The organism is Ruminococcus sp. AF31-8BH, from assembly GCF_003460605.1.
Lineage (GTDB): Bacteria > Bacillota > Clostridia > Lachnospirales > Lachnospiraceae > Blautia_A > Blautia_A acetigignens.
The window spans coordinates 1-21,267 of sequence record NZ_QTVN01000005.1; the positions used below are offsets into that span (position 1 = coordinate 1).

A 21,267-nucleotide genomic window follows, 5' to 3' on the forward strand; every position below is an offset into this window, starting at 1 on the left:
AGACACCGCCCTTTCACGGCGGTAACAGGGGTTCAAATCCCCTTGGAGTCATTCGCTTTGGCGAATAATTAAATAATGTGGTGCCATAGCCAAGTGGTAAGGCAAAGGTCTGCAACACCACACACTAGGGAGCCGAATAAGATAAATATTCCTCCTTAGCTCAGTCGGTAGAGCATGCGGCTGTTAACCGCAGTGTCGTTGGTTCGAGTCCAACAGGGGGAGCTACAAACCCAATAATTGTGCAAAATAACTAAATACGGCGCAGTAGCCAAGTGGTAAGGCAATGGTCTGCAACACCAGTATTCACCGGTTCAAATCCGGTCTGCGCCTCTTAAAAAGCCCAGAAAATCAAGGTTTTCGAGGCTTTTTATTTTTTTCAAAATCCTATAATTCTGTCTAAAAAAATAAGGTGGCAAAATTATAGGAAAGAAAAAGTTCACAATTTTTTCTACAAGTCCATTTTTCCATAATCCAATTCCCTTTTTTAAAAAATTAATTCTAAAATATAAGTTTTCATGCTTTAATATTTATAGATATGTCCGCCAAAAACCGTTAAAAACCTTATAAAATCAAGTAAAATCGTTTCGTAAGGTGGACGATAAGGTGGCAGAATTTTGCTTGTTACAGCCTGTGCCATCATACTGTAGACAACCATTTCCTCTGTTAAGCGGAAGATTTATGCAATCATAGCATCAATTAAACTTACCTTACGTTCACTGTCTGTATGAACATAAGTACGCATGATCACCTCATAGTTATCGCCAATGATTTCAGCAGCTTCCTTTATTTCTCCCATATTGTGAGTCTGCCGGATCAGATTTGTTGCAAAAGTGTGCCGTAGTGCATGAAGATTATATTCTGGAATCTCAGCACGCTTACAAATTTTCTTTAGCGTATTGGCTAAATTTTGGATTGTAGGGCTGACACCATTTTGCGTAGATAATATCAAATCTGGAAAAACCCGATTTTTATCGTATAGCTCCATCATACATGATAGTGAAAATTCAGCTTCCTTGTTTAATGGAATAGTCCGTAAACTATTTGGGTATTTTGGAGGAGTCAAAATCATTTTAGTCTTTTTTTTGGAACCGGCCTCTCTGTTTTTAACCCTGCTAAGCGTATGTGTGATTTTAATGCCACGCCGTCCTAAAAAGGGCACGATAGAAGATTGACCTAATGCAAGCAATTCACCACCACGTAAACCTGTGTTTAAAAGGAATACAATGGCAGGACCATATCTATACAAATAGCGTTCATTTTTATTTGGACTGGGTTCCATTGCAATTTCTTTTATGATCTGCTCATGTTCTGGTGGGATGATTGAGATTTCCTTTGTTTCTACAGGAAGAACGGATTCTTCCGGCATTATCACCCGATTTAAAATATCAGAAAAGTTTTTTGGCAGTTCGCCGAGAGAAATTGCTGTTTTAATCATTGCAGACCAAAATAAGTAAATTTTCTTTAATGATGAATAACTCAGGATTTCCTTTTTAGCATTAATCGTTGCTGTAATATCATCAGCAGTCAGATTAGAAAATGTTTTGCTAAAAGCATCCGTATCTTTTAAATGATTTTCGTATGTTTTTTCTAATCGATCCAGGCTGGTTTGTTTGAATTTGCCAGCTTCAACCATGAGACTTTTGCGGAATAAGTATTTGTTCGCATAGTCCTGTACTTTGATGTTTGAAGTAATTGCGTCTTGTATTGCGACTTTTATCTTCCAGTCATCTAATAATGCTTTCGCTTCTCCTTTGGTAGGAGCATTAAACTCCTTGTCCGGTAGCCCTTTTTTTCTATATCGGGCAGTCCAACCTCCTCTCTTATTTGGAAATAGTGATCCATCCCCTTTGGATCTTCTTTTTTGTTGTGTACCTTTCGTTGTTCTCGCCATGAATAGTTCCCTTTCTTTAATGAGATATTCATGCCAAATCAGGTATAAGGTCTATTTTAATATAGCCAAGCCTGATTGACAATAACTTTCTAAAGGGCCTAAAAGAATATTTGCTTTCCTATGTTTTTCTTGAGAAACTCCTGAATAGAAGCTGGTGAAGTAAAATATTGCCGCCCAACTTTTGTAACTGGAAGAATTCCACTGTCAAGAAGTTCCCTGGTTTTTGTTTTTCCAATGCCGAGCATGGATGCTATCTCCTGAACGGAGTATGCTTTAAAGAGATTGTCTGTTTCACTCAATATAATCACCTCTATAAATTAGATTAATGAAAGAGTAGACATATCAGGAAACCGTTTCCTATGCCATGTTTCATGCACGTATGAGGTGTTACTATGTAATCATCAAGCTGCAGGCGTGCATTTATGCGACACTATCTGCAGCACCTATATACATTTCCTGATAAGGTATAAAATTATCAAGGTACAATAGCGTAAGACTTGGTTTTGTCTTAACAATTTCATTAAGTAATTAACTGAGATTTTTTCAGATTGAACAGATTATGTACTTTTTATTAAAAATTTTTCTATAAACTTGAAAAAAGAGAGGTGGGATACGTGATATTTCAATATTTTAATTGAAGTCATATATGCAAAGCATAGTATTTAAGAACATACAATATATTGTGCATGAAGATTGACATATACTATATCATGTGCTACTATACTGCTATAGTTAATTTTATGCGTACCCATAGGGGGAGTTTTGGATTTGTATAAATCCGAAGACTCAAGGAGAGCAGTAAGGCTGCTTATTCCGCATAAGTTGTTTATGATTGTATAAAGTGTCACTATCTGTCCTTATGGGGCAATAGCGGCACTTTTGTTTTTTCGGTAATATTATCAGGGATATGAGAATGGATAGCGAAGGAATACTTCACTTTTCATTCTTTTTTTATGTCCTAATGAAAGGCAGGATTGCCACAATCAGCTTTGGCTGTTTATGGATAAATAAATTTAAGAAAGGTGGTACACACATGAAAGAAACAAAGATTTATGCAGATGAGTTTTGCACTACATTTGCAAGTACAACGGAGATGCTGGAATTTCTGGCTGAGAGGGCAAAGCAGTCCAAGTGGATTCGTAAGCCTACCAGGATGCTAAAACTGGTTCCATTGGAAAAGGAGGCAGAAACCATTGAAGAAGCCTGTGAAAAAGAACTGGAAGGAATAGTAGAGGATACAGAAAAGAATACCCAGTTGGTATTAAAAGTGAACAAGGATTTTTATCCGGTTCGTGACTGTGCTATCCATACAATTCTGAAAAGAGCCGGCATTAATGGAACAGGATTAAAGAAACTGGAGAAAGCTACTTATGCAAAGGTAGTAAACTACTGTCTTCAGGTAGCGAAAGGAGATGCCTTAATCAAGGTGGCAGATGGAAAAGTATCTGCAGTATATGGCGGTGATGATCATGATTACTGTGTACTGGATATGCAGACAATCTTCAATATGACAAGTGATTATCTGAAAGCACATTTTAAGGGAAGTACGTATCTGGAGGGATCTGGAAGTTTTGACCATTCCATTGTGTCTGCTATGTGGACTTTAGGAGGAAATCAGGAACTTTTGGATACTTATCACCAGGCTTTGGAGGATCATGGAATTGAGGATAAGAGCCTTGCTCCTGCACTGCGCCTGACTACTTCTGATGTAGCAGTAAGTGGTGTGAATCTGTATCCCATGATGCTCTCACAAACCAGTAATCGTGTCATTAACCTGGGTAGTCCTATCAAACTGTCACATGATAGAGGGGCAACCTTACAGGATTTCCGGAATAATCTGGACAAAATTTTTTCCCGTTATCAGGAAGCGGTTAAAGGAATTGTTGGTTTGATGGATATAGATATCCAAAACCCTGTAAACTGTCTGCATCTGATTATGAAGGAACTCAAAATCAATCAGAAAATCCGAAACGAAGTAGTAGAGCTTTTTGTGGGACAATATGGGGAAGAACCATGCACAGCTCATGATCTTTATTTTGCCATGCACGAAGCTGCTTTCTTTGCTGCTTGTGAAGGATTTTCTGCACCACGGATTTTAAAATTGGAAGAAGATATTGCAAAAACACTGGTCTTTGACTGGAAAGGGTTTGATGTATATGGAACGATTAAATTATAAGGAGGAAATGAGATGAATACAGCATTAAATTATCAGCCGGAAGTTCTTGTTGATACAGCAGATTTGAGCCGAGAAGATTGGTTGGATTATCGGCGTCTTGGTATTGGTGGAAGCGATGCAGCGGCAATCATGGGCTTATCCCCATTTTCGACAATCAGGGATTTGTATTTCGATAAAATTGGTGTTACGCCAGTAATCGAAGAAGAGGAAGAAAACTGGGTAGCGAAAGAAGTGGGACACCGCCTGGAAGATTTGGTTGCCATGATTTTTGCCAAGAAGACTGGACTTGAAGTTTTCCCTGTACGAAAAATGTTCCGGCATCCGCTATATCCGTTTATGTTAGCGGATGTGGATTACTTTATCCGTTTTCCAGATGGCAGCATTGGGATTTTGGAATGTAAAACCTGTAATTACAATGCAAAAGACAAATGGGCAGATGATGGGATTCCTGAAAACTATGTTTTGCAGGTTCGTCATTATCTTGCAGTCATGAATATGAATAAGGCATATATTGCCTGCCTTTATGGAAACAATGAAAATGAATTTGTTTACCGGTGTCTGGAACGAGATAGAATGGAGGAAGAAGAACTCATTGACCAGGAGAAATACTTCTGGGAGGAATATGTGGAGAAGAAAATAGAACCACCGTATTCCGGAAAGCCAGATCTCATTTTGGCTAGTATCCGGAAATATAATGGTTACGCAGACAAATCAATTCCTGAAATCAGCATATCTAGCTTGGAATCACGCAGTCTTGAAAAATATCTCAAATTATCTGAAGAAAAATCCCAATTGGAAAAGAGAAAAAAGGAGATTGAAGCGGAACAACGTGCATTGAGCGTACCGTTTGTCGAGCTTCTTGGACAAGGGTGTAAGGCAGTGATCGAGGATGGGAGTTTCCGTTACCGGATTACTTATAATCCTACGATACGCACCCAGATTGGAAAAGAAAATATGGAGAAACTGAAAAATCAGCATCCGGATATCTACGAAGAATACACAAGCACTACAGAAAGCAGGATTTTCCGGATTAAAAAGGAGGTTGCATAATGTTACAAGGAAAAAAGGCATATATTTGTTCTCCGCTGTCTGCCCCGAATCCAGAGGGAATGCAGCATAATATGGAACTGGCAAAATACTATCTCATGCAGATGAAAAGGCTGTATCATTGCCGTACTTTTGCTTCACATGCACATCTTCCGTTAATGTTGGATGACCGTATCCCAGAAGAGCGTGAGACTGCAATGCAGATTGGAGCTTTGATGCTGGATTTATGTGAAGTATTAATAATTTGTGGTTCCTGCATCAGCGAGGGAATGAGAAGAGAGATTCAGACAGCATTTGAAAAAGGAAAAGACGTTTATTGGTATGATTCCAAGATGAAATCAGGCGAATTGATGAAAGTAGAGAACTGGAGGAGCATAGACGATGAGGTGCAAATATATACGTAAGATTTTTCAAAATGAGGAAAACGGATATACGGTTGCGTTATTTTCCACGCTGGATCATGAGGTTCCTCTTTCTGCCAGAGATAAATTTTGGGCAGACAAAAAAATCATTGCGTTTACTGCAAAAGGATATGACCTGCCTCTTACGGATGAAATCGAAATAGAGATGGAAGGCGAGTGGGAGACAAATTCCCATGGAACACAATACAAGGTAGAAACTTTTTTGGAAGTTGTACCTAGAACAAGGGAAGGTATCTTAGGATACCTTTCTTGTGGTTCTTTAAAAGGAATTGGTCCCAAAACGGCAGAACGGATTGTCAATCGTTTTGGTCTGGATACCTTGGAGGTAATGGAAAAGTATCCACAGGAATTATTAAAGATTCAGGGGATATCTCAGAAAAAACTGGACCGTATTGTGGATTCTTTTGGAAAAAACAAAGTATTCCGGGAATTGATGACTTTTTTATCACCGTTTCATGTTACGCCTAAAAAAGCAAATATGATTCTTCAGAAGTTTCGGGATCAATCCGTAGAAATCATTCGGAAGCAGCCTTATATACTTTGCTCAGTCAAAGGGTTTGGTTTTCTCACTGTGGATGCCATTGCAAGGCAGTGCTGTGCTGCAACAAATGATCCTATGCGTATTTCCGGATGCGTCAGCTATGTGCTGCGGGAAGCCATGAAGCAGAACGGACATTTATATCTGGAGCAGGAAATTTTGGTAAAAGATGCATTGAAGGTTCTGAATAAAGAACTGAATCTTCAGCCGGTGACGGAAACAGAGATTTTAAAAGTGTTATATCGTCTGGTCATGCAGGACAGTATCGTGGTAGAAGAGAATAGGGTTTACATTACCCAACAGCATCAGGAAGAAGAGGATACAGCCTCTATGATTGCAAGAAAATTGCATGAGCGAATTCCAGTTCTTACGATTGAAAAGGAACTGGAGGAAGCACAGGAGGATTTAAACATAACATTATCCGAACAGCAGAAAGAAGCAGTACGTATGGTTTTTGCAAACCCGATCAGCATTATTACTGGAGGACCTGGAACCGGAAAAACAACGGTTTTGAAGATCATCTTGTATATCTATCAGAAAAAATGCGGGAATGAAGTAAAACTGATGGCACCGACTGGACGTGCCGCAAGGCGAATGGCAGAGAGTACCGGAAGTGGAGAGGCAACTACGATGCACATGGCATTGGGGCTTTTTGGTGATGGTGATTATGAAGCACTTATAGATGAATTGTCCGCAGATTTTATTAATGTGGATGAGGTATCTATGGTAGATATGCACCTTGCCTATGAATTTTTTTACAAGGTAAAAGCAGGAGCCAGAGTGCTTTTGATAGGAGATGTCCACCAGCTTCCTTCTGTAGGAGCAGGAGATGTGTTCCGGCAGCTTATCTTGTGCGGGAAAATACCGGTTACTGTTTTAAATCTGGTATATCGCCAGGGGAAGGACAGCAACATCCCCATAAATGCTCAACTTATCAATGAAGGAAAGACAAACCTGCAATGGGGGGATGATTTCCAGATGGTCGAATGTTCAGGAGCAGATGCGGCGGCACAAATTGTTAAAAATATCTATCTCAAGGAAATTCAGATGTATGGTATGGAGCAAGTACAGATACTCTCTCCATATAAAGTGAGAAGTGCAGCCGGTGTCTTGGAACTGAACCGCAGTCTGCAGGACGAGGTAAATCCCCCTGTATCCGGAAAAAGGGAGCTTCATCTTGGCGGTGAGATATTTCGGGAAGGTGACAGAATCCTTCAAAACAAGAATACAGAATTTGCCAGTAACGGAGATTTGGGTACATTGGTACAGATTGCTGAAGATGAGGACAATAACCCTCTGGTTCAAATCGTATTTACAGATGGCCGCAGGGTGAAGTATGAGGCAGAGCAGGTGGAAATGATTGAACATGCAAACGCCATAACCATACACAAAAGCCAAGGAAGCGAGTGCCAGGTGGTCATCATTCCGTGGTTAAAAGCTTTTTATCCCATGCTGAAGCGGAACATCTTTTATACGGGAATCACCAGGGCAAAACAGCGTGTTTATATTGTTGGGGAATGGAAAGCCGTTTGTCAGGCAATCCACACAGATGATACGGGAACCAGAAAGACGATGCTGGCAGTAAAAATACAACAGTATTGTGAACGGTATCAGAGACAGGAAAACAGACGGATCCCTGCAACAATTTGCAACCGGGCTGTGTAAAAAAATAGCAAAATAGTTCAATGTTGAGAATTGGCAGGTTATTACTTTATGAAGGGATGTCCTGCCGGTTCCAAAGAAAGGAGCAGGCAATGAGCGAATTATTATATAACAAGTCAAAAGCAGTAGAAGAACTGAATAAAGTGGAAGGATTTTATCCTCTGGAACTTGCCAGAGTTATTTCTAATGAAGGGCAGGAGGAACAACGGTATCTGGATGTGAAATATCGGAAGCTGTGGTTCCGTCTGGTAAATCCCACAGGTAAGATTATCAGCCGGATTGTTCACTTTACCGAAAATATGGCAGTCGTAGAAGCCAGAATTTATCTGGATAAGTGTGATCAGGAAGATAATTATATTGCAAATTCCTTTTCACAGAAGTTTCGTACAGCAGATACACAGTTTGGGGATAAATTTCTTGAAATGGCAGAAACAGCGGCAATTGGGCGAGCTTTGGCAGATGCGGGGTATGGCCTGCAATTTGCTGATGTAGGGGAAGGAAATGATCCAATGCAGGTAGATGCAGGAATTCCTGTAAATCAGGGAACACAGATGCAGACTGCGATGCCAGCACAAACCCCTGCACCAGGAATGCAGCAGACTCCCAATCAGTCAGCAGGAACCATGCCATCATTTCCGCCTCAAGCAACTCCGGGGCAGCAGATGATGGAACAGTTTTATCAAGAAGCACAAGCCAATCGAAATACGATTGGCGGGGTAACGGGTACAGGACAGATGACAAATCCGGTAATGAGTCCGGCAACTGGATCTGTACCAGTTATGCAGCAGATGCCTTCTAAGCCGCAATTTCTGGATCCCAATATGCCAGTGGAAGAACTGGTGAAAAGGATGAGTTATGAGCAGGCAATACAAGTAGCCGTAACAGGACAGGGAAAATTTAGTGGAAAGACCATGGGACAGGTTGCAATAGAAAGTCCTTCCAGCTTGCAATGGTTCGCAGAACAGTATCATGGACAGAACCATTTCATACCGGCGGCAGCCAAAGTAATTCTTGCAAAGGTATAGCAAATAGCCGGCTTAACATTCTTTCCACAGCCAATAAAGGCTGTGGAAGAAAGGAGGAACCATAGAGTGTATGATATGTCAGGCTTTAGCTACGATATCACAGATGTCGTGCATTTACTGCAACTTAGAGTACGGCATAAAAATTCTTCGTCAATGGATGTGAATTGTCCATTTTGTGGAGAAACAAAAGGGAAAATGAATGTTAATCTTCAGAAAAATGTGTTCCGGTGTAATCGGTGTGATGCTTCCGGCGGAATGCTGGAATTATACGGAAGACTGCATGGTGTTTCCAGTGCAGAGGCAAACCGACAGATCCGGGAAGCTCTGGGAAAGGGGGAATACCGGACGGATTATCAGGTGGTTCATAAAGAAGAGCCTGTAGAAATTTTTAATGCCGAGTTAGCGGATGCGGATGTCATTGACCGAACATATCAAGAAATGTTGTCGTTATTGACCTTAAATGATAAACATCAGGAAGATCTTAAAAAAAGAGGGCTGACGAAAGAACAGATCGAGATACAGAGGTATCGTAGTGTACCATTGTTTGGAATTAAAAATATGGTACAAAAACTGTTGGAATCTGGACAGACGGTAAAAGGTGTGCCGGGATTTTATGAAGATCAAGATGGGAAATGGACAGTTAATTTTACTTCTAAAAATTCTGGGATTTTGATACCGATTCGGTCTATGGAAGGAAAAATACAAGGATTTCAGATACGGTTGGATCAGGTAATGGAGGGACGGAAGTATATCTGGCTTTCCAGTGTGAAATTCCAAAATGGAGTATCATCAGGGAGTCCGGTACATGTCATAGGAAGTCTGGACGCAGAACAGATCTATTTAACAGAAGGTGCATTAAAAGGTACGATAGCCCACTATTTATCTGGAGATACGTTCATTTGCGTTGCAGGTGTCAATCAGTACAGAAATTTAAAGCCAGTTTTGGAAACACTGAAAAGCAGGCATCTGCAGCACCTATATGAAGCTTATGATATGGATAAAAAAATGAAGGTATATTGTGATGGGGATTCTGAGAAATGTGATGCCTGTCAACGTAAACCAGCCACTTTTTATTGTCCGCATAAGATGCAGAAACGGCAGATTCTACAGAACGCTTGTAGAAAGGTGTATGAAATCTGTAGTGGATTGTCTATTTCCATGAGCCGTATGGTTTGGGACATGGATTCTTATGGTGAGTGGAATGGGCAGATCAAAGGAATTGATGATTATTACTATGTATTGAAAAATACGGGGTAAATATGGACCGGGCAAGTTGTCCGGTCTTATGGAAGAGGAGGATTCGATGAAACGAAAGAAAATTTACGGTATATTTATGCTTGTAGCCATTGCTGTTTTTTTATTTGCAGGAGGAAGGATATTGCAAATTTATTTGAATTATCAGGAAAGTCAAAAAGTCTATAAGCAGATGGAAGGGTTTACACAAAAGATAGAGGATCAAGACCTGTCACCAGAAGCGGTTCCAGGGGAAACAACAGGGGAGGTCGTAGAACAGGGATTCCTACAGGTGGATTTTAACAAGCTGGAAGAAATCAATCCAGATGTCATTGCATGGATTGAGATTCCTGGTTTGGAAATTAGTTATCCGGTAGTCCAGGGGAGGGATAATGACTATTATCTGCATCACCTGATTACGGGAGAAAATCATAAAAGTGGCAGTATTTTTATGGACTTTCACAACCAGGAGAATTTATCAGACAGAAATTCCATTATCTATGGGCATAATATGAAGGATGGGAGCATGTTTGGAACCCTGGATCAGTATCAGTCACAGGCACTTTATCGAAACTATCCCTGTTTTTATATGTATGTGCCAGGATATATTTATGAGTATCAGATTTTTTCCTGTTATGCAGCACCGACGGATCATCCAGCATATACTTATGATTTTCCTACTTCTGAGGACTATGAAGTTTTTCTGGAAACACTACAAAGAAGTGCTGAGTATAACACAGGGATGACAGTTACCGAGGAGGATCAGGTAGTGACCTTATCAACTTGTGTAAATACCCGAAAGGATTATCGCTATTTAGTACATGGAAAACTGAAACAGAAAATAAAAATGGAGGAATAACAGATGTTAGATTTTGAATATGCAAAGGCATTGGCAGAGGTTGTGCTGGATACAACTTGCAGCGAAAAAGAAAGAGAAGTACGGCTGGAGTGTTCAACCCAAATATTTGGCAGAGCAAATGCTTATTTAAAGAAAGGCTTCTTACCCGATGTGGTAGAGGCTTTTTTTGTGCGAAAAATGAAAGGTTTGCCACTGGTATCGACAAAGCAGGATATGCAGGATTTTTTGAAAGTCAGTACACCCCATTATTTTGGCGGGAAATTTACAGTTAGTAATATTCCGTATTATTCAGAGGAAGAAGAACTGCTACTTTGGTCAGAAACATCACTTCGTGGTCCATTGATTACAGCCGGATACGAACGCTATATGGAACTGTTTAAAAAGATTTTGCCTCAAAAGGCAGAACAGATTAATTTTTTATAAAGAGAAATAATTCGAATGAGGACTGGAAATATATGGTGGTTTAAAGATAAATGTTAAAAATTATTATATAGGAAGAAAGCATCTGTCTGTAGCAAAATGCTGCAGACAGGATATTTTTTTGAAAAAAAGTTGCTTTGTACGGAAGCTCTGCGTACAAGAGAAGTATAAAGAAAAAAAGGAGAGATGATTTTATGATAAAAAAAGTTCGGATTGCGGTAGACCATGGCAATAGAAATATGAAAACCTGTTCCCAGGTATTTACGACAGGGCTTACCATTCAGGATAAAAAGCCTGCCAGAGGGGAAAAGTTCCTGTTCTATGAGGGAAAGTATTATGTGCTGAGTGAAAATAGGATTCCTTATCAAAGAGATAAAACGCAGGATGATCGATTTTTTATCCTTACTCTATTTGCAATCGTAAAAGAGCTGGAGGAAAACCCTCAAATTCAGCCGGAGGATGTCATTCAGGTGGATCTTCCGATTGGGCTGCCACCCAAGCATTATGCAGAACTTTGTGAACGGTATGAAGCATATTTTAAAAGACAAGGGAAAATCCATGATATCAATTACTGTGGTAGGACATATCATATCACCATTGGAGAGGTAATGGCATTTCCACAGGACTATGCGGCTATGATGACTATGATTGAAAAGCTGCAGCAGATTCCCAAAGTAGTAGGAATTGATATAGGAGGATTTACTACAGACTATCTGCTGATGCGGAAAGGTAATCCGGATATGGAAGCCTGTGATTCTATGGAAAAAGGTGTGATTACCATGTATAACAAGATTATTTCCGGGATTAACAGTGAATATGATATTTTGTTAGAGGAAAGTGATATTGACAGTATCCTTCAGGGAAACACAGAGTTTTATGAAGAGGCTGTAGTCCGTATGACAGAAGGTATGGTGCAGGATTTTGTAAAGGATCTGCTGAACAGTATTCGAGAAAGAGGCATAGATACCAAAGCAGCATATACGGTATTTATTGGAGGCGGGGCAAAGCTATTGAGCCATTTTCTGGAACAATCGGACCGTCTGGGGAAATATACCTTTATTGAGGATATTTCTGCCAATGCCAAAGGATATGACAGACTGTTCCAGATTATGTAGGGGAGTGTGATTAATGTGGAGAAAAAGAATCCTTATAAATTCACACTTGGGTTTGATAAAACGAAACCAACTCATGCACGTGCAGTAGAGATTTTAAACGCCGTAAGGGACAAAGCCGACTTAATCGCATCAGCAGTGGTAACTCATATAGATGGCGGCAGAACAGAAGAAGGGGCTGTATTGAACCAAGAAGCTTTGCAGATTATGATGTTGGAATTGGTAAAGCAAGAGGTGGAAAAAGCAATGCAGAACTATTCTTCAAAAAAGGAGAATATTCAAGTTGAAGAAGGAACAAAGGAAGAGGTAATAGAGAAACAGAAGGTATCTGAATTTGTCTTTGCACCTGAAGTTGCCAAAAGCGTTAGAGATGCAATGAGTGCATTTAGAAATAGATAGAAAATAAAAAGAAGCATCAAATTTTGAGTGCTTCTTTTTTTGTTGCACATTTATGCCAATTCACAGGAACCCCACAGATTCCGCACAGGTTTCTCACAGATTTCATCCGTATAATCAAAAATCAGATATTGTCAGAAAAAGGCTTAATTGAGTGGATCCTTTTCTTTCAATGCAGAAAGAAGCCCACGCAAGGTGCGTAGGGCAATTTGCCGCTCGTCTTCAGAGCAGTTTTGCAGTTCTTTCATAATCTGATAGGTAGCAGTGTCCGGTTCTTTTCGCTCATCCTGAACAGCTGCATCAATTGAAATATCCAGAAATTGAGCGATTGGGATTAAAGTTGCAAGTTCCGGATTGCCATTACAGGTTTCAATATCCGAAATGGTCCGGGTGGACACACCGGCTTGTTCTGCAAGTTTTGCTTGTGACAGACCACGCCTTTCTCGTTCACTTCTTACCATATAGCCTAATTTTTTCTTGACGGTATCCATCAGCATCCGCATCACCTCACTTATTGTTTTATTTTATCGTAGATTGATAGTAAGAGAAACGCATTATAGTGCATGAAGATACGCAATATAATGTGGATTGCGGGGCAGGAGAACCTACAAAGGAGGAGCATCCATGCTGCAAGGAAAGACAAGGTATTTGTGTAATGTTTCGTCAAAAAAATCTTGTTTTTGCAGGGGTGCCAAAAGGGTTATTTATATGCAGTATATGCGTTAATCTATAAAGCTACTGTGCAGGATAATGCATGGAATAAGAATGATGTCGAGCCAGAAGAAATGTGGTTCGGCGTTTTCTTTTACCAAAATAAAAATATCCTTCACAGATGCAGATCTCCACCTCTGAAATTTGGAAACTTATTGATTTCAAATTTCGGAGGTAGAAAATGAAAGAAGAACAAAAATATAATGGATCTAAAACAAGAAATTATTTCACTGCTTACTTGCTGGCATCTATAAGGGGAAAAAGACTTCGGTATCTGGAAAAGCAGCAGAAAATATTATTTGCAGAGGAAAATCTGGAAGATAAAGAATATACAGATGCGGATATTTCTCCAGAGGAAAGGCTGGAATTGGAGCAGAAAGAACAACTGCTTATGGAAGAAGCACAGGGGATATATCCAGAGTGGAACGAAATGACGGATATAAGCCTTATAGAAGCCATGTTTTCTTTGCAGGAAGAAGAACGGAAGCTTATTTATCAGCATGTATTTGAGGAACATACATTTAAAGAAATGAGCATCTTGAATCAGATGTCGGAAGAAAGATGTAAAGGTGCATATTATTGGGCTATCCGGAAAATACGCAAGAGAATGGGAGGAAAGAAATCATGAATTTTAAAGAATTGTTATACCGGGCACGTCGAGGGGATGAAGATGCTATTCTGGAAATATTTGAAATGTACCGACCACTTTTAATTAAAAATGCTTTGGTAGAAGGGATTTTTGATGAAGATCTGTATCAGGAATTGACAGCAGAATTTCTGAAGTGCATACGGTATTTTAGAGATGTAGAATAGTATTATAGTAGTATAGGAAGAGGCGTGACTGGTAAGGTACGCCTCTTCCGTATATTATAGAGAGCTGAACGATAATAAAAGAATGTTGTGATTACCAAGTAGGCAATAAAAAGGGCAATCTATACAAGAAAACTAGACTAGTATCAATGAGGACATTTATTATAAAAAGATAAGGAGCTTCCTGTATAATAAAAATCGTGGATGTTGAAAATTGAAAATACCTCAGAGTACAATAAGACTACTGACTGGCAGGTTAGTAAAAATCTTATTGAACAGAGAGGTATCTACAATGAAGTCTAACACACAGAACGCAAAAATTGAAGCTATTACAGAAAAAACTTTGGTACTCGGGATTGATGTCGGAAGTGAGACGCACTACGCCAGAGCTTTTGATTACAGAGGAATCGAGTATTCAAAGAAACCTTTTAAATTTAGTAACACAGAGGCTGGATTTGTGACATTTAAGGAATGGATCCTGGACCTCAAAGAAAGACATGAGAAGGATAAGGTGGTTCCAGGTATGGAACCGACCGGGCATTACTGGTTCAATCTTGGAAAGTTTCTACAGGATAATGAAATGAAACCGGTTCTTGTAAATCCTCACCATGTGAAAAAATCAAAAGAACTCGACGACAATAATCCAACTAAAAATGACCGTAAGGATCCGAAAGTTATAGCAGGATTAGTTAGAGAGGGACGTTACATGATCCCATACCTGCCGGATGGTGTTTACGCTGATCTTAGAACAGCATCAAACATAAGATTCCAGTTACAGGTGGAACTTACAAGAATTCAAAACAGGATTAGTCGTTGGTTCAATATATATTTTCCTGAATATAAGACGGTATACGGAAAGCCGGATGCCAAGAGCGGAATGCTAATCCTTAAAGCAGCACCACTCCCTGAAGATATCCTGACGTTAGGTATCGATGGAGTGAACCAAATCTGGCGTGATGCGAAGTTAAGAGCAGTTGGAAAAGCAAGGGCGAAGACCCTGATAGAAGCTGCAGAGCACAGTGTCGGAAGCAAAGAAGGAGCAGTATCTGCAAGAATGGAAATCCGAATGCTTCTGGAGGATTATGAATCCAGAAACATACGTCTTCAGGAAGTTATGACTCTGATTGAAGGGTTGGTAAAACAGATTCCGATGGCTGAGAAGCTGTTGGAAATCAAAGGTGTGGGAATCAAGACAGTGTCAGGATTCCTTGCAGAAGTAGGTGATATCAGCCGTTTTAACACGCCGAAAGAACTGCAGAAGCTTGCAGGGTTGGCATTGGTTGAAAGTAGTTCGGGAAAGCACAAGGGCGAGACAACAATAAGCAGACGAGGTCGAAAGAGACTCAGATACCTGCTCTTTGAGGTTGCAATGTCGCTTGTGGCGAAGAACCCGGAGTTCAGAGAGCTCCATAATTATTACACAACCAGAAGGCTGAATCCGTTGAAGAAAATGCAGTCACTTATGGCGATTGCAGCCAAGCTGATACGAGTCTTTTATGCCATGCTGACAAAAGGTGTGGATTATGATCCGAAAAAGATGGTCAGTGATATCAAGAGACCGGTAGTTTATCTACAGGCTGTGTAAGAAAGACAAGTAACTATAATGGAGGCTGTCATGTGGACAGCCACTGGATCAAGCAGAATGTAACAGATAACGTCCACTGATCACAGTGCTGGAACAGGAAGCGAGTCAGTAATCAATAATACAAAGAATGAGCCAGTAGTCGGCAGAAATAGTCACCATGGGGCATATGACCCCGTTAAGGAGCATAGCTGACACCCTGGTTATGGGCAGGCAGGACGAAGGAAGTTAGGACCTCTGGAGACAGAGATGATCCTGGTGGATATAGGAGGTTAGCTGCCATAGAGGGATGGGGATACACAAGGCCAGTAAAGCGGAAATCAATGACGTTTTATTTCGTATACCCTCTAACCACTATTTCAGTACCTGATACATAGAAATGCTCATAGCTGTGGCTTATTCACTGAGATATGAAAGGTTGAAAAACCTTGAATTTTCAATAAAAAACATTTGATTATATGAGGAGGATGTATTCATGGGAAGGGAACAGAATAAAAAGGGTTTAGATAAAATAAACAGAAATCATGATGAGAAACAAAATATAACGGAGAAAGAATGGGCATTATTAGAAAAATATAGAAATCTTTGTGAGGAAAATAAATTAACAATAGATATTTTGATTCAACGATTATTGACACATCAGAAAGGCAGGGAATAGGTTGATTAAAGTAGGATTGTGTGATGACATTACAGACTATAACAAAAAAATGGAGAACTATATAATACGTTATGGCAATGAAAACCATCTAAAGGTTAAAATTACTGCATACGGAAGTGGCTCACAATTGTTATTAAACTTTCAAAAGAGAAAGTTTGACATAATTTTTTTGGATGTTTCTATGCCGGAATTAGATGGGTTTGAAACAGCAGAACGAATTAGAAGTATAGATGAAAATGTTGTAATAGTATTTTGTACATCCTTTTACACAATATCAAATGCAGGGAAAGGTTTTGAAGTGGATGCAGAGGATTTCTTATCAAAGCCATTATTATATAAAAAGGTAGAATACCTTTTAAATAAAGTATATAAAAAGAAATTGTTGTGTGCAGAGGAAAAATTATTTTTGAAGTGCCAAGATGGATTGATTACGCTACAGCTTTCAGATATAATCTACATACAGGTAAGGAACAAACTATTGATTCTGCATACGAATAAGGGAGAAATACAAAGTAGCCAAAGGATGAGGGAACTGGAGGAAAGATTAAGCCGAAAATTATTCTTCAGATGTCATAACAGCTACATAGTAAATTTTGATTATGTAGAAGGTTTAAAGAATGATAGCGTACTCGTTAAGGATAAGAATCAACAGTTAAAAGAGATTCCGGTGAGTAAATATAAAAAAGAAGAATTTATGAAAGAATTAGCTATTTATGTAGGAAATAGGTAGATTAAATATTTTATGCAAAAAAAAAGTCGATTTAGACATAGAATGTTGATATATAGAAAAAAGCAGAGTATAGTTTGGACATACTTACTGATATTGAAAGGAGAGAAAGGATATGCAGGAAATTAAAACGACAGAGGAATATCAAAAAGAAGTGGAGATAACAGAAGAAGAAATAGAAAGTTATTCCGGCTGTTCAGAAAGAACACAGAGATGTTTAACTGATTGTCCCTGGCCGTTCCCAGGATCTTATATTAATGCAGCAAGCTAAATTAGAGAACCGCATACCTATCTGAAAAATGGATAGGCTGTGCGGTTACTTTTTTGGAGGAAAGAGATGTATACGATTACTTTAGAGGTAAATCAAATTTGTAATTTACGATGCGACTATTGCTATCTTGGAGAGAAAACAAATCAGATAATGCCCGAAGAAATTGCCTGTAAAGGGATAGAAATAGCTTTTCTAAATGTAGAAAAGCATAAGGATAAAAGATTGTGGGTTGATTTTGTAGGAGGAGAAGCGTTAATTAGTTTTGCACTTTTACGGAAATTGGTCGAACATATTGAAGAGGAGGCTGCGAAACGAACAATTGCGGTTTCTTATTCCATTACCACGAATGGTACAATTATGAATAATGAAATTTTGGAATGGTTAGTAAATAATAGAGTTCATTTAAAATTGAGCATAGATGGAACAATGGAAACTCATGACAGAAATCGCAAAACAAAACATGGTATAGGAAGTTATAGGAATATAATGCAGAATATAAGTTACTTTAGAGAGTACGAAGAGAGAACAAAACAATATATTCAGGTCGCTCATGTAGTTACCCAGAATAATTACTGGGAAGCTTTTAAGTCTGTTAAACATCTAGTAGAAGATTTACATTTTAGTATCGTAGATTCTTCTATAGATGTTACACATAGGTGGACTGTTGAGCAATTAGATAAATTGGGGCAGGAATGGGAAAATATTTTATGTTATTATATAAAGAAAAAAGAGAACGGACAAGCATTTTTGTGGGCACCAATATTGGATTTAAAAAAATATGGAGAAGAATACGTGAATTCCGGATTCTGTGGAGTGGGGTTAATCCAAATATATGTGAAAACAGATGGTGGGATTTATGGATGTGCAGCTAATCTAGAGTCTAGTGGGTGTTTAGGAGATGTGGGGAAAGGTTTCTCCGTAAGAAAAATAAAAGAATATCGGGAATTAGCAAACCAAAGTAATGCTTGTTTAAAGTGTAATATACATGCCAAATGTCAGAGCTGTAAATGTATTATGAACAATCTATCATACAGTAATCAGATAAATGGATATAATCCAGATATGTGCTATTTTGAAAAGAAAAAAATAACTTTATGGAATAAGTATGATAAAAAAATAGGATAAAATAAACTTGATAAATTAGTAAAAATGCGTTATTTTTATTATAAGATATCATAAATACTTGTTTTGCTGGTATTTGATTGAAAATCATAGTAAAAGTGGTGATAAAAATGAATATAATTAGGAAGAAACGTAAGGAATTGGGAATTTCTCAAAGCGAATTAAGCGAAAAATTGGGAACTAGTCAGCAAACAATCAGTAGGATTGAGAAGGCGAGGATTGAAAATATACCTTGTAACCTTCTGATAAAATTGGCAGATATATTCCATGTTCCTGTCGATATTCTTATTTATGAAGAAAAGAATAATTTGTTTAGTTCACAGGGAGAAGAATTGTGGGAAATATATAAGCAACTTGATGAGGCAAATAAGACCACTTTGCTAACGCTTGGCAGGAGATTAAGTGAAGCACAAGTAGAAAATATGTTTAAAAGACAAATGGGTGATGAAAGTGATAAAAATAGCGATATGTGATGACGAAAAATGTTTTATAGATACAATAGAAAAAATGTTAAAAGTTTATGAAAAGAAAAATGAGCAGGATTTTATAATAAAAAAATATACTAAGCCATTGCAGTTAATGGAATCTTTAAAAGAAGAATTCCAGATTTTCTTTTTAGATATAGAAATGCCAGCTATGGATGGTATGGAATTAGTGGATATTATAAGAAAGCATGATGAAAAGTCAATTGTTCTTTTTGTGTCTTCGCATAATGAATTTGTGGGAGCTGGATATAAGTATGACGTGCAAAATTTTATTACGAAGCCGATTACACAAGTCCAAATAAATTGTGAAATGAACCGGGCACTACGAAAACTGAATACATATGAACAGAGATATATTGCAGTAAAAAATGAAAAAGGTTATTTTAAACTATTTCTTTCAGATATCGAATATATTGAAACAATAAATCGGAAAGTACTGTTTCATTTAAGAAGTGGAAAGAAAGAAGCAGGATATTTTAAGATGAAAGATTTGGAAGAACGATTAGAACAGTTCTTCTTTGTTCGTTGCCATAACGGAATTATTGTCAATGTAGATTGTATAGAATCATTACATGATCTCACTGTAACACTTTATTCTGGAAACAAAATATATATTACACGTTCCAGAAAACAGAACCTTATGAAGAAAATGGCGGAACGGGGAGGAGCTGTTTAAGGTGCACGGACAAGTTATATTAAAAAACATATTTTCTGTACTCAATATTTTATTAATATTATATCTCATGCTCGGTGAAAGAAAAAGTAGACGGTATAATGCTGTAAGGAGTAGGTATTCGTTAATTATTTGCGTTGTGAGTTTAGTGCTTTTTAGAATGATGGCGAATGGAGCAGAACTACATATTGTATATAATTATGTAAGCATTATCATTATAGTTATGATTATAGGACATTTTCTATTCCAGTATAGTATAAAATATTGTTTATTACTTGGGAGCGTTTTCTTATCAGTTATACTTTTAGGTCAACTGATTAGTTGCATTTTTTTCTATAGCTATAGCAGTGATGGAATATTAGCAGATCTGTCTGAAAAATATCAAATCCATATGATTTTGATTGCTGAAATAGTAATTATTATTGGGAATTTGGTAATAAAAAAGATTGTAAATAAAATCCCATTATTACTTTCTGGACTGAATGTTGTTACAATTATTATTCCGTTGTTTATCAATATAGTAGTAATGGCAATATGTGCGGATCAGTTATATAACGACAAAAGGATGATTGTTGACAATGTATGGTCAATAATAACTATTATAGTTGTGTGTATTGTGGTGTTTATGGGGACGGTTTGTAATATTGTTGTTCTTGAAAATTATTTGAATGTTAAAAAGATTGAGAATGAAAAGAACTTGCAGATTAGCGAGATGAGTTTACAATACGATTATTATATGAAACAATCCAATGATATGGAAAACATTAGAAAGATTTCTCATGATATTAAAAATCATTTGGAGGCATTAAGAGGGAATGTGGATTATCAACAGAAGCAAGAATACATAGATGGAATTGAAAGTAAGTTGGACATTTATCAAAGCTATTATAAAACAGGCAATGCATTTCTTGATAACCTATTACATGCAAAAAGACTGGAAGCTCTTGAAAAAAAGATTGAGTTTAAAGTATTTGCAGACTTTACACCATTTAAGCGAGTTAAAAATGAAGATCTATGTGTGATTGTCTCAAATACAATCGACAATGCACTACGAGAATGCCAACTCATGAAAGCGGATAATCCGAAAATAGAATGTTTAGTACAGCTAAAGGCTAGAAAAATAAAAGGATTTCTATCTATTATATGTGAAAACAGTTTGAGAGAAAGCCAGGCAGAAGCTTTACGTGGAAATTCGGTAATGGAAACATCAAAGGAAGATAAAAAAAATCATGGATTTGGAGTGAAGAATATTAAGCGTGTTGTGAGAGAATATGGGGGAGAGGTATCATTTAATGTGGTGGATGATATGTTTTCAGTATCGATTCTTATTCCTATCGAAGTATAGAATAATAAGTGGTATTTACGAAAGTAAGTATCACTTTTTTATATCCAAATAAGGTTAAAAAAACGCAATTTAGTCAAATATTGTTTTCTTTTTTAAATTAAG

23 protein-coding genes and 2 tRNA genes are annotated in these 21,267 nt (G+C 38.0%); 22 read left to right on the forward strand and 3 right to left on the reverse strand.

Annotation, left to right across the window (positions count from 1 at the left end; all coding sequences use genetic code 11):
• Positions 1-149 precede the first annotated feature (149 nt).
• Positions 150-222 (forward strand) — tRNA-Asn (locus DWZ38_RS07355).
• 36 nt (positions 223-258) lie between these two features.
• Positions 259-330, forward strand: a tRNA-Cys gene (locus DWZ38_RS07360).
• 346 nt (positions 331-676) lie between these two features.
• Here the strand turns inward: DWZ38_RS07360 and DWZ38_RS07365 are convergent.
• Positions 677-1,891 (reverse strand): site-specific integrase, encoded by a 1,215-nt coding sequence (locus DWZ38_RS07365; protein ID WP_059085258.1) that lies wholly within the window; start codon positions 1,889-1,891, stop codon positions 677-679.
• Positions 1,892-1,989: 98 nt separating this feature from the next.
• The gene (locus DWZ38_RS07370) at positions 1,990-2,190 is read right to left on the reverse strand and encodes a helix-turn-helix domain-containing protein (RefSeq protein ID WP_243148421.1); all 201 of its coding nucleotides are present in this window, start codon (positions 2,188-2,190) and stop codon (positions 1,990-1,992) included.
• A gap of 734 nt (positions 2,191-2,924) precedes the next feature.
• Between DWZ38_RS07370 and DWZ38_RS07375 the strand changes: the two genes are divergently transcribed.
• The 10 genes from DWZ38_RS07375 to DWZ38_RS07420 all read left to right on the forward strand — a co-directional run bounded on the left by DWZ38_RS07375 (position 2,925) and on the right by DWZ38_RS07420 (position 12,784).
• A complete protein-coding gene (locus DWZ38_RS07375) occupies positions 2,925-4,067 on the forward strand; it encodes a transposase (RefSeq protein ID WP_117851333.1) in 1,143 nt (380 codons plus the stop codon).
• A gap of 12 nt (positions 4,068-4,079) precedes the next feature.
• Positions 4,080-5,117 carry a lambda-exonuclease family protein gene (locus DWZ38_RS07380; RefSeq protein ID WP_117851336.1) on the forward strand — a complete coding sequence of 346 codons (1,038 nt, stop codon included), beginning with the start codon at positions 4,080-4,082 and terminating at the stop codon, positions 5,115-5,117.
• On the forward strand, positions 5,117-5,518 hold the full coding sequence (locus DWZ38_RS07385; RefSeq protein WP_117576790.1) for a DUF4406 domain-containing protein: 402 nt from the start codon (positions 5,117-5,119) through the stop codon (positions 5,516-5,518). Before DWZ38_RS07380 ends, DWZ38_RS07385 begins: the two co-directional genes overlap by 1 nt.
• Positions 5,496-7,739: an ATP-dependent RecD-like DNA helicase gene (locus DWZ38_RS07390; protein WP_117851338.1), complete on the forward strand. Its 2,244-nt coding sequence runs from the start codon at positions 5,496-5,498 to the stop codon at positions 7,737-7,739. The genes DWZ38_RS07385 and DWZ38_RS07390 overlap by 23 nt, the downstream gene beginning before the upstream one ends.
• An 89-nt stretch (positions 7,740-7,828) precedes the next feature.
• Positions 7,829-8,761: a hypothetical protein gene (locus DWZ38_RS07395; RefSeq protein WP_171026667.1), complete on the forward strand. Its 933-nt coding sequence runs from the start codon at positions 7,829-7,831 to the stop codon at positions 8,759-8,761.
• A 75-nt stretch (positions 8,762-8,836) separates the two neighbouring features.
• A complete protein-coding gene (locus DWZ38_RS07400) occupies positions 8,837-10,018 on the forward strand; it encodes a CHC2 zinc finger domain-containing protein (RefSeq protein ID WP_330625404.1) in 1,182 nt (393 codons plus the stop codon).
• 46 nt (positions 10,019-10,064) lie between these two features.
• Positions 10,065-10,853 (forward strand): class B sortase, encoded by a 789-nt coding sequence (gene srtB, locus DWZ38_RS07405; RefSeq protein ID WP_227296281.1) that lies wholly within the window; start codon positions 10,065-10,067, stop codon positions 10,851-10,853.
• Positions 10,854-10,856: 3 nt separating this feature from the next.
• Positions 10,857-11,276, forward strand: coding sequence for a hypothetical protein (locus tag DWZ38_RS07410; RefSeq protein WP_117843950.1), 420 nt, complete (start codon positions 10,857-10,859; stop codon positions 11,274-11,276).
• Positions 11,277-11,467: 191 nt separating this feature from the next.
• Positions 11,468-12,388, forward strand: coding sequence for a ParM/StbA family protein (locus tag DWZ38_RS07415; RefSeq protein ID WP_117843951.1), 921 nt, complete (start codon positions 11,468-11,470; stop codon positions 12,386-12,388).
• Positions 12,389-12,403: 15 nt separating this feature from the next.
• Positions 12,404-12,784, forward strand: a complete 381-nt coding sequence (locus DWZ38_RS07420; RefSeq protein WP_243000187.1) for a stage III sporulation protein AF — start codon at positions 12,404-12,406, stop codon at positions 12,782-12,784.
• Between the two features lie 143 nt (positions 12,785-12,927).
• Here the strand turns inward: DWZ38_RS07420 and DWZ38_RS07425 are convergent, their stop codons facing one another.
• Positions 12,928-13,278, reverse strand: a complete 351-nt coding sequence (locus DWZ38_RS07425) for a helix-turn-helix transcriptional regulator (RefSeq protein ID WP_117851345.1) — start codon at positions 13,276-13,278, stop codon at positions 12,928-12,930.
• A 395-nt stretch (positions 13,279-13,673) separates the two neighbouring features.
• Here DWZ38_RS07425 and DWZ38_RS07435 point away from each other — a divergent pair, with 395 nt between their 5' ends.
• The 10 genes from DWZ38_RS07435 to DWZ38_RS07480 all read left to right on the forward strand — a co-directional run bounded on the left by DWZ38_RS07435 (position 13,674) and on the right by DWZ38_RS07480 (position 21,165).
• Positions 13,674-14,120 carry a sigma-70 family RNA polymerase sigma factor gene (locus tag DWZ38_RS07435; RefSeq protein ID WP_117457403.1) on the forward strand — a complete coding sequence of 149 codons (447 nt, stop codon included), beginning with the start codon at positions 13,674-13,676 and terminating at the stop codon, positions 14,118-14,120.
• Positions 14,117-14,305, forward strand: a complete 189-nt coding sequence (locus DWZ38_RS07440) for a helix-turn-helix domain-containing protein (RefSeq protein ID WP_117457404.1) — start codon at positions 14,117-14,119, stop codon at positions 14,303-14,305. Before DWZ38_RS07435 ends, DWZ38_RS07440 begins: the two co-directional genes overlap by 4 nt.
• Positions 14,306-14,594: 289 nt before the next feature.
• Positions 14,595-15,887 carry an IS110 family transposase gene (locus DWZ38_RS07445; protein ID WP_117851348.1) on the forward strand — a complete coding sequence of 431 codons (1,293 nt, stop codon included), beginning with the start codon at positions 14,595-14,597 and terminating at the stop codon, positions 15,885-15,887.
• A 472-nt stretch (positions 15,888-16,359) separates the two neighbouring features.
• Positions 16,360-16,542, forward strand: coding sequence for a hypothetical protein (locus DWZ38_RS07450; protein WP_117457405.1), 183 nt, complete (start codon positions 16,360-16,362; stop codon positions 16,540-16,542).
• A gap of 1 nt (position 16,543) precedes the next feature.
• A complete protein-coding gene (locus tag DWZ38_RS07455; RefSeq protein WP_117457406.1) occupies positions 16,544-17,272 on the forward strand; it encodes a LytTR family DNA-binding domain-containing protein in 729 nt (242 codons plus the stop codon).
• A 112-nt stretch (positions 17,273-17,384) separates the two neighbouring features.
• Entirely contained in the window at positions 17,385-17,540 is a 156-nt protein-coding gene (locus tag DWZ38_RS07460) for a hypothetical protein (RefSeq protein ID WP_004223818.1), read from the forward strand.
• A gap of 66 nt (positions 17,541-17,606) precedes the next feature.
• A complete protein-coding gene (locus tag DWZ38_RS07465; RefSeq protein WP_117851350.1) occupies positions 17,607-18,665 on the forward strand; it encodes a radical SAM protein in 1,059 nt (352 codons plus the stop codon).
• A 107-nt stretch (positions 18,666-18,772) separates the two neighbouring features.
• On the forward strand, positions 18,773-19,135 hold the full coding sequence (locus DWZ38_RS07470) for a helix-turn-helix transcriptional regulator (protein ID WP_243000188.1): 363 nt from the start codon (positions 18,773-18,775) through the stop codon (positions 19,133-19,135).
• Positions 19,107-19,823 (forward strand): LytTR family DNA-binding domain-containing protein, encoded by a 717-nt coding sequence (locus tag DWZ38_RS07475; RefSeq protein WP_117851353.1) that lies wholly within the window; start codon positions 19,107-19,109, stop codon positions 19,821-19,823. The genes DWZ38_RS07470 and DWZ38_RS07475 overlap by 29 nt, the downstream gene beginning before the upstream one ends.
• A gap of 1 nt (position 19,824) precedes the next feature.
• The gene (locus DWZ38_RS07480) at positions 19,825-21,165 is read left to right on the forward strand and encodes an ATP-binding protein (RefSeq protein WP_243000189.1); all 1,341 of its coding nucleotides are present in this window, start codon (positions 19,825-19,827) and stop codon (positions 21,163-21,165) included.
• Positions 21,166-21,267 lie beyond the last annotated feature (102 nt).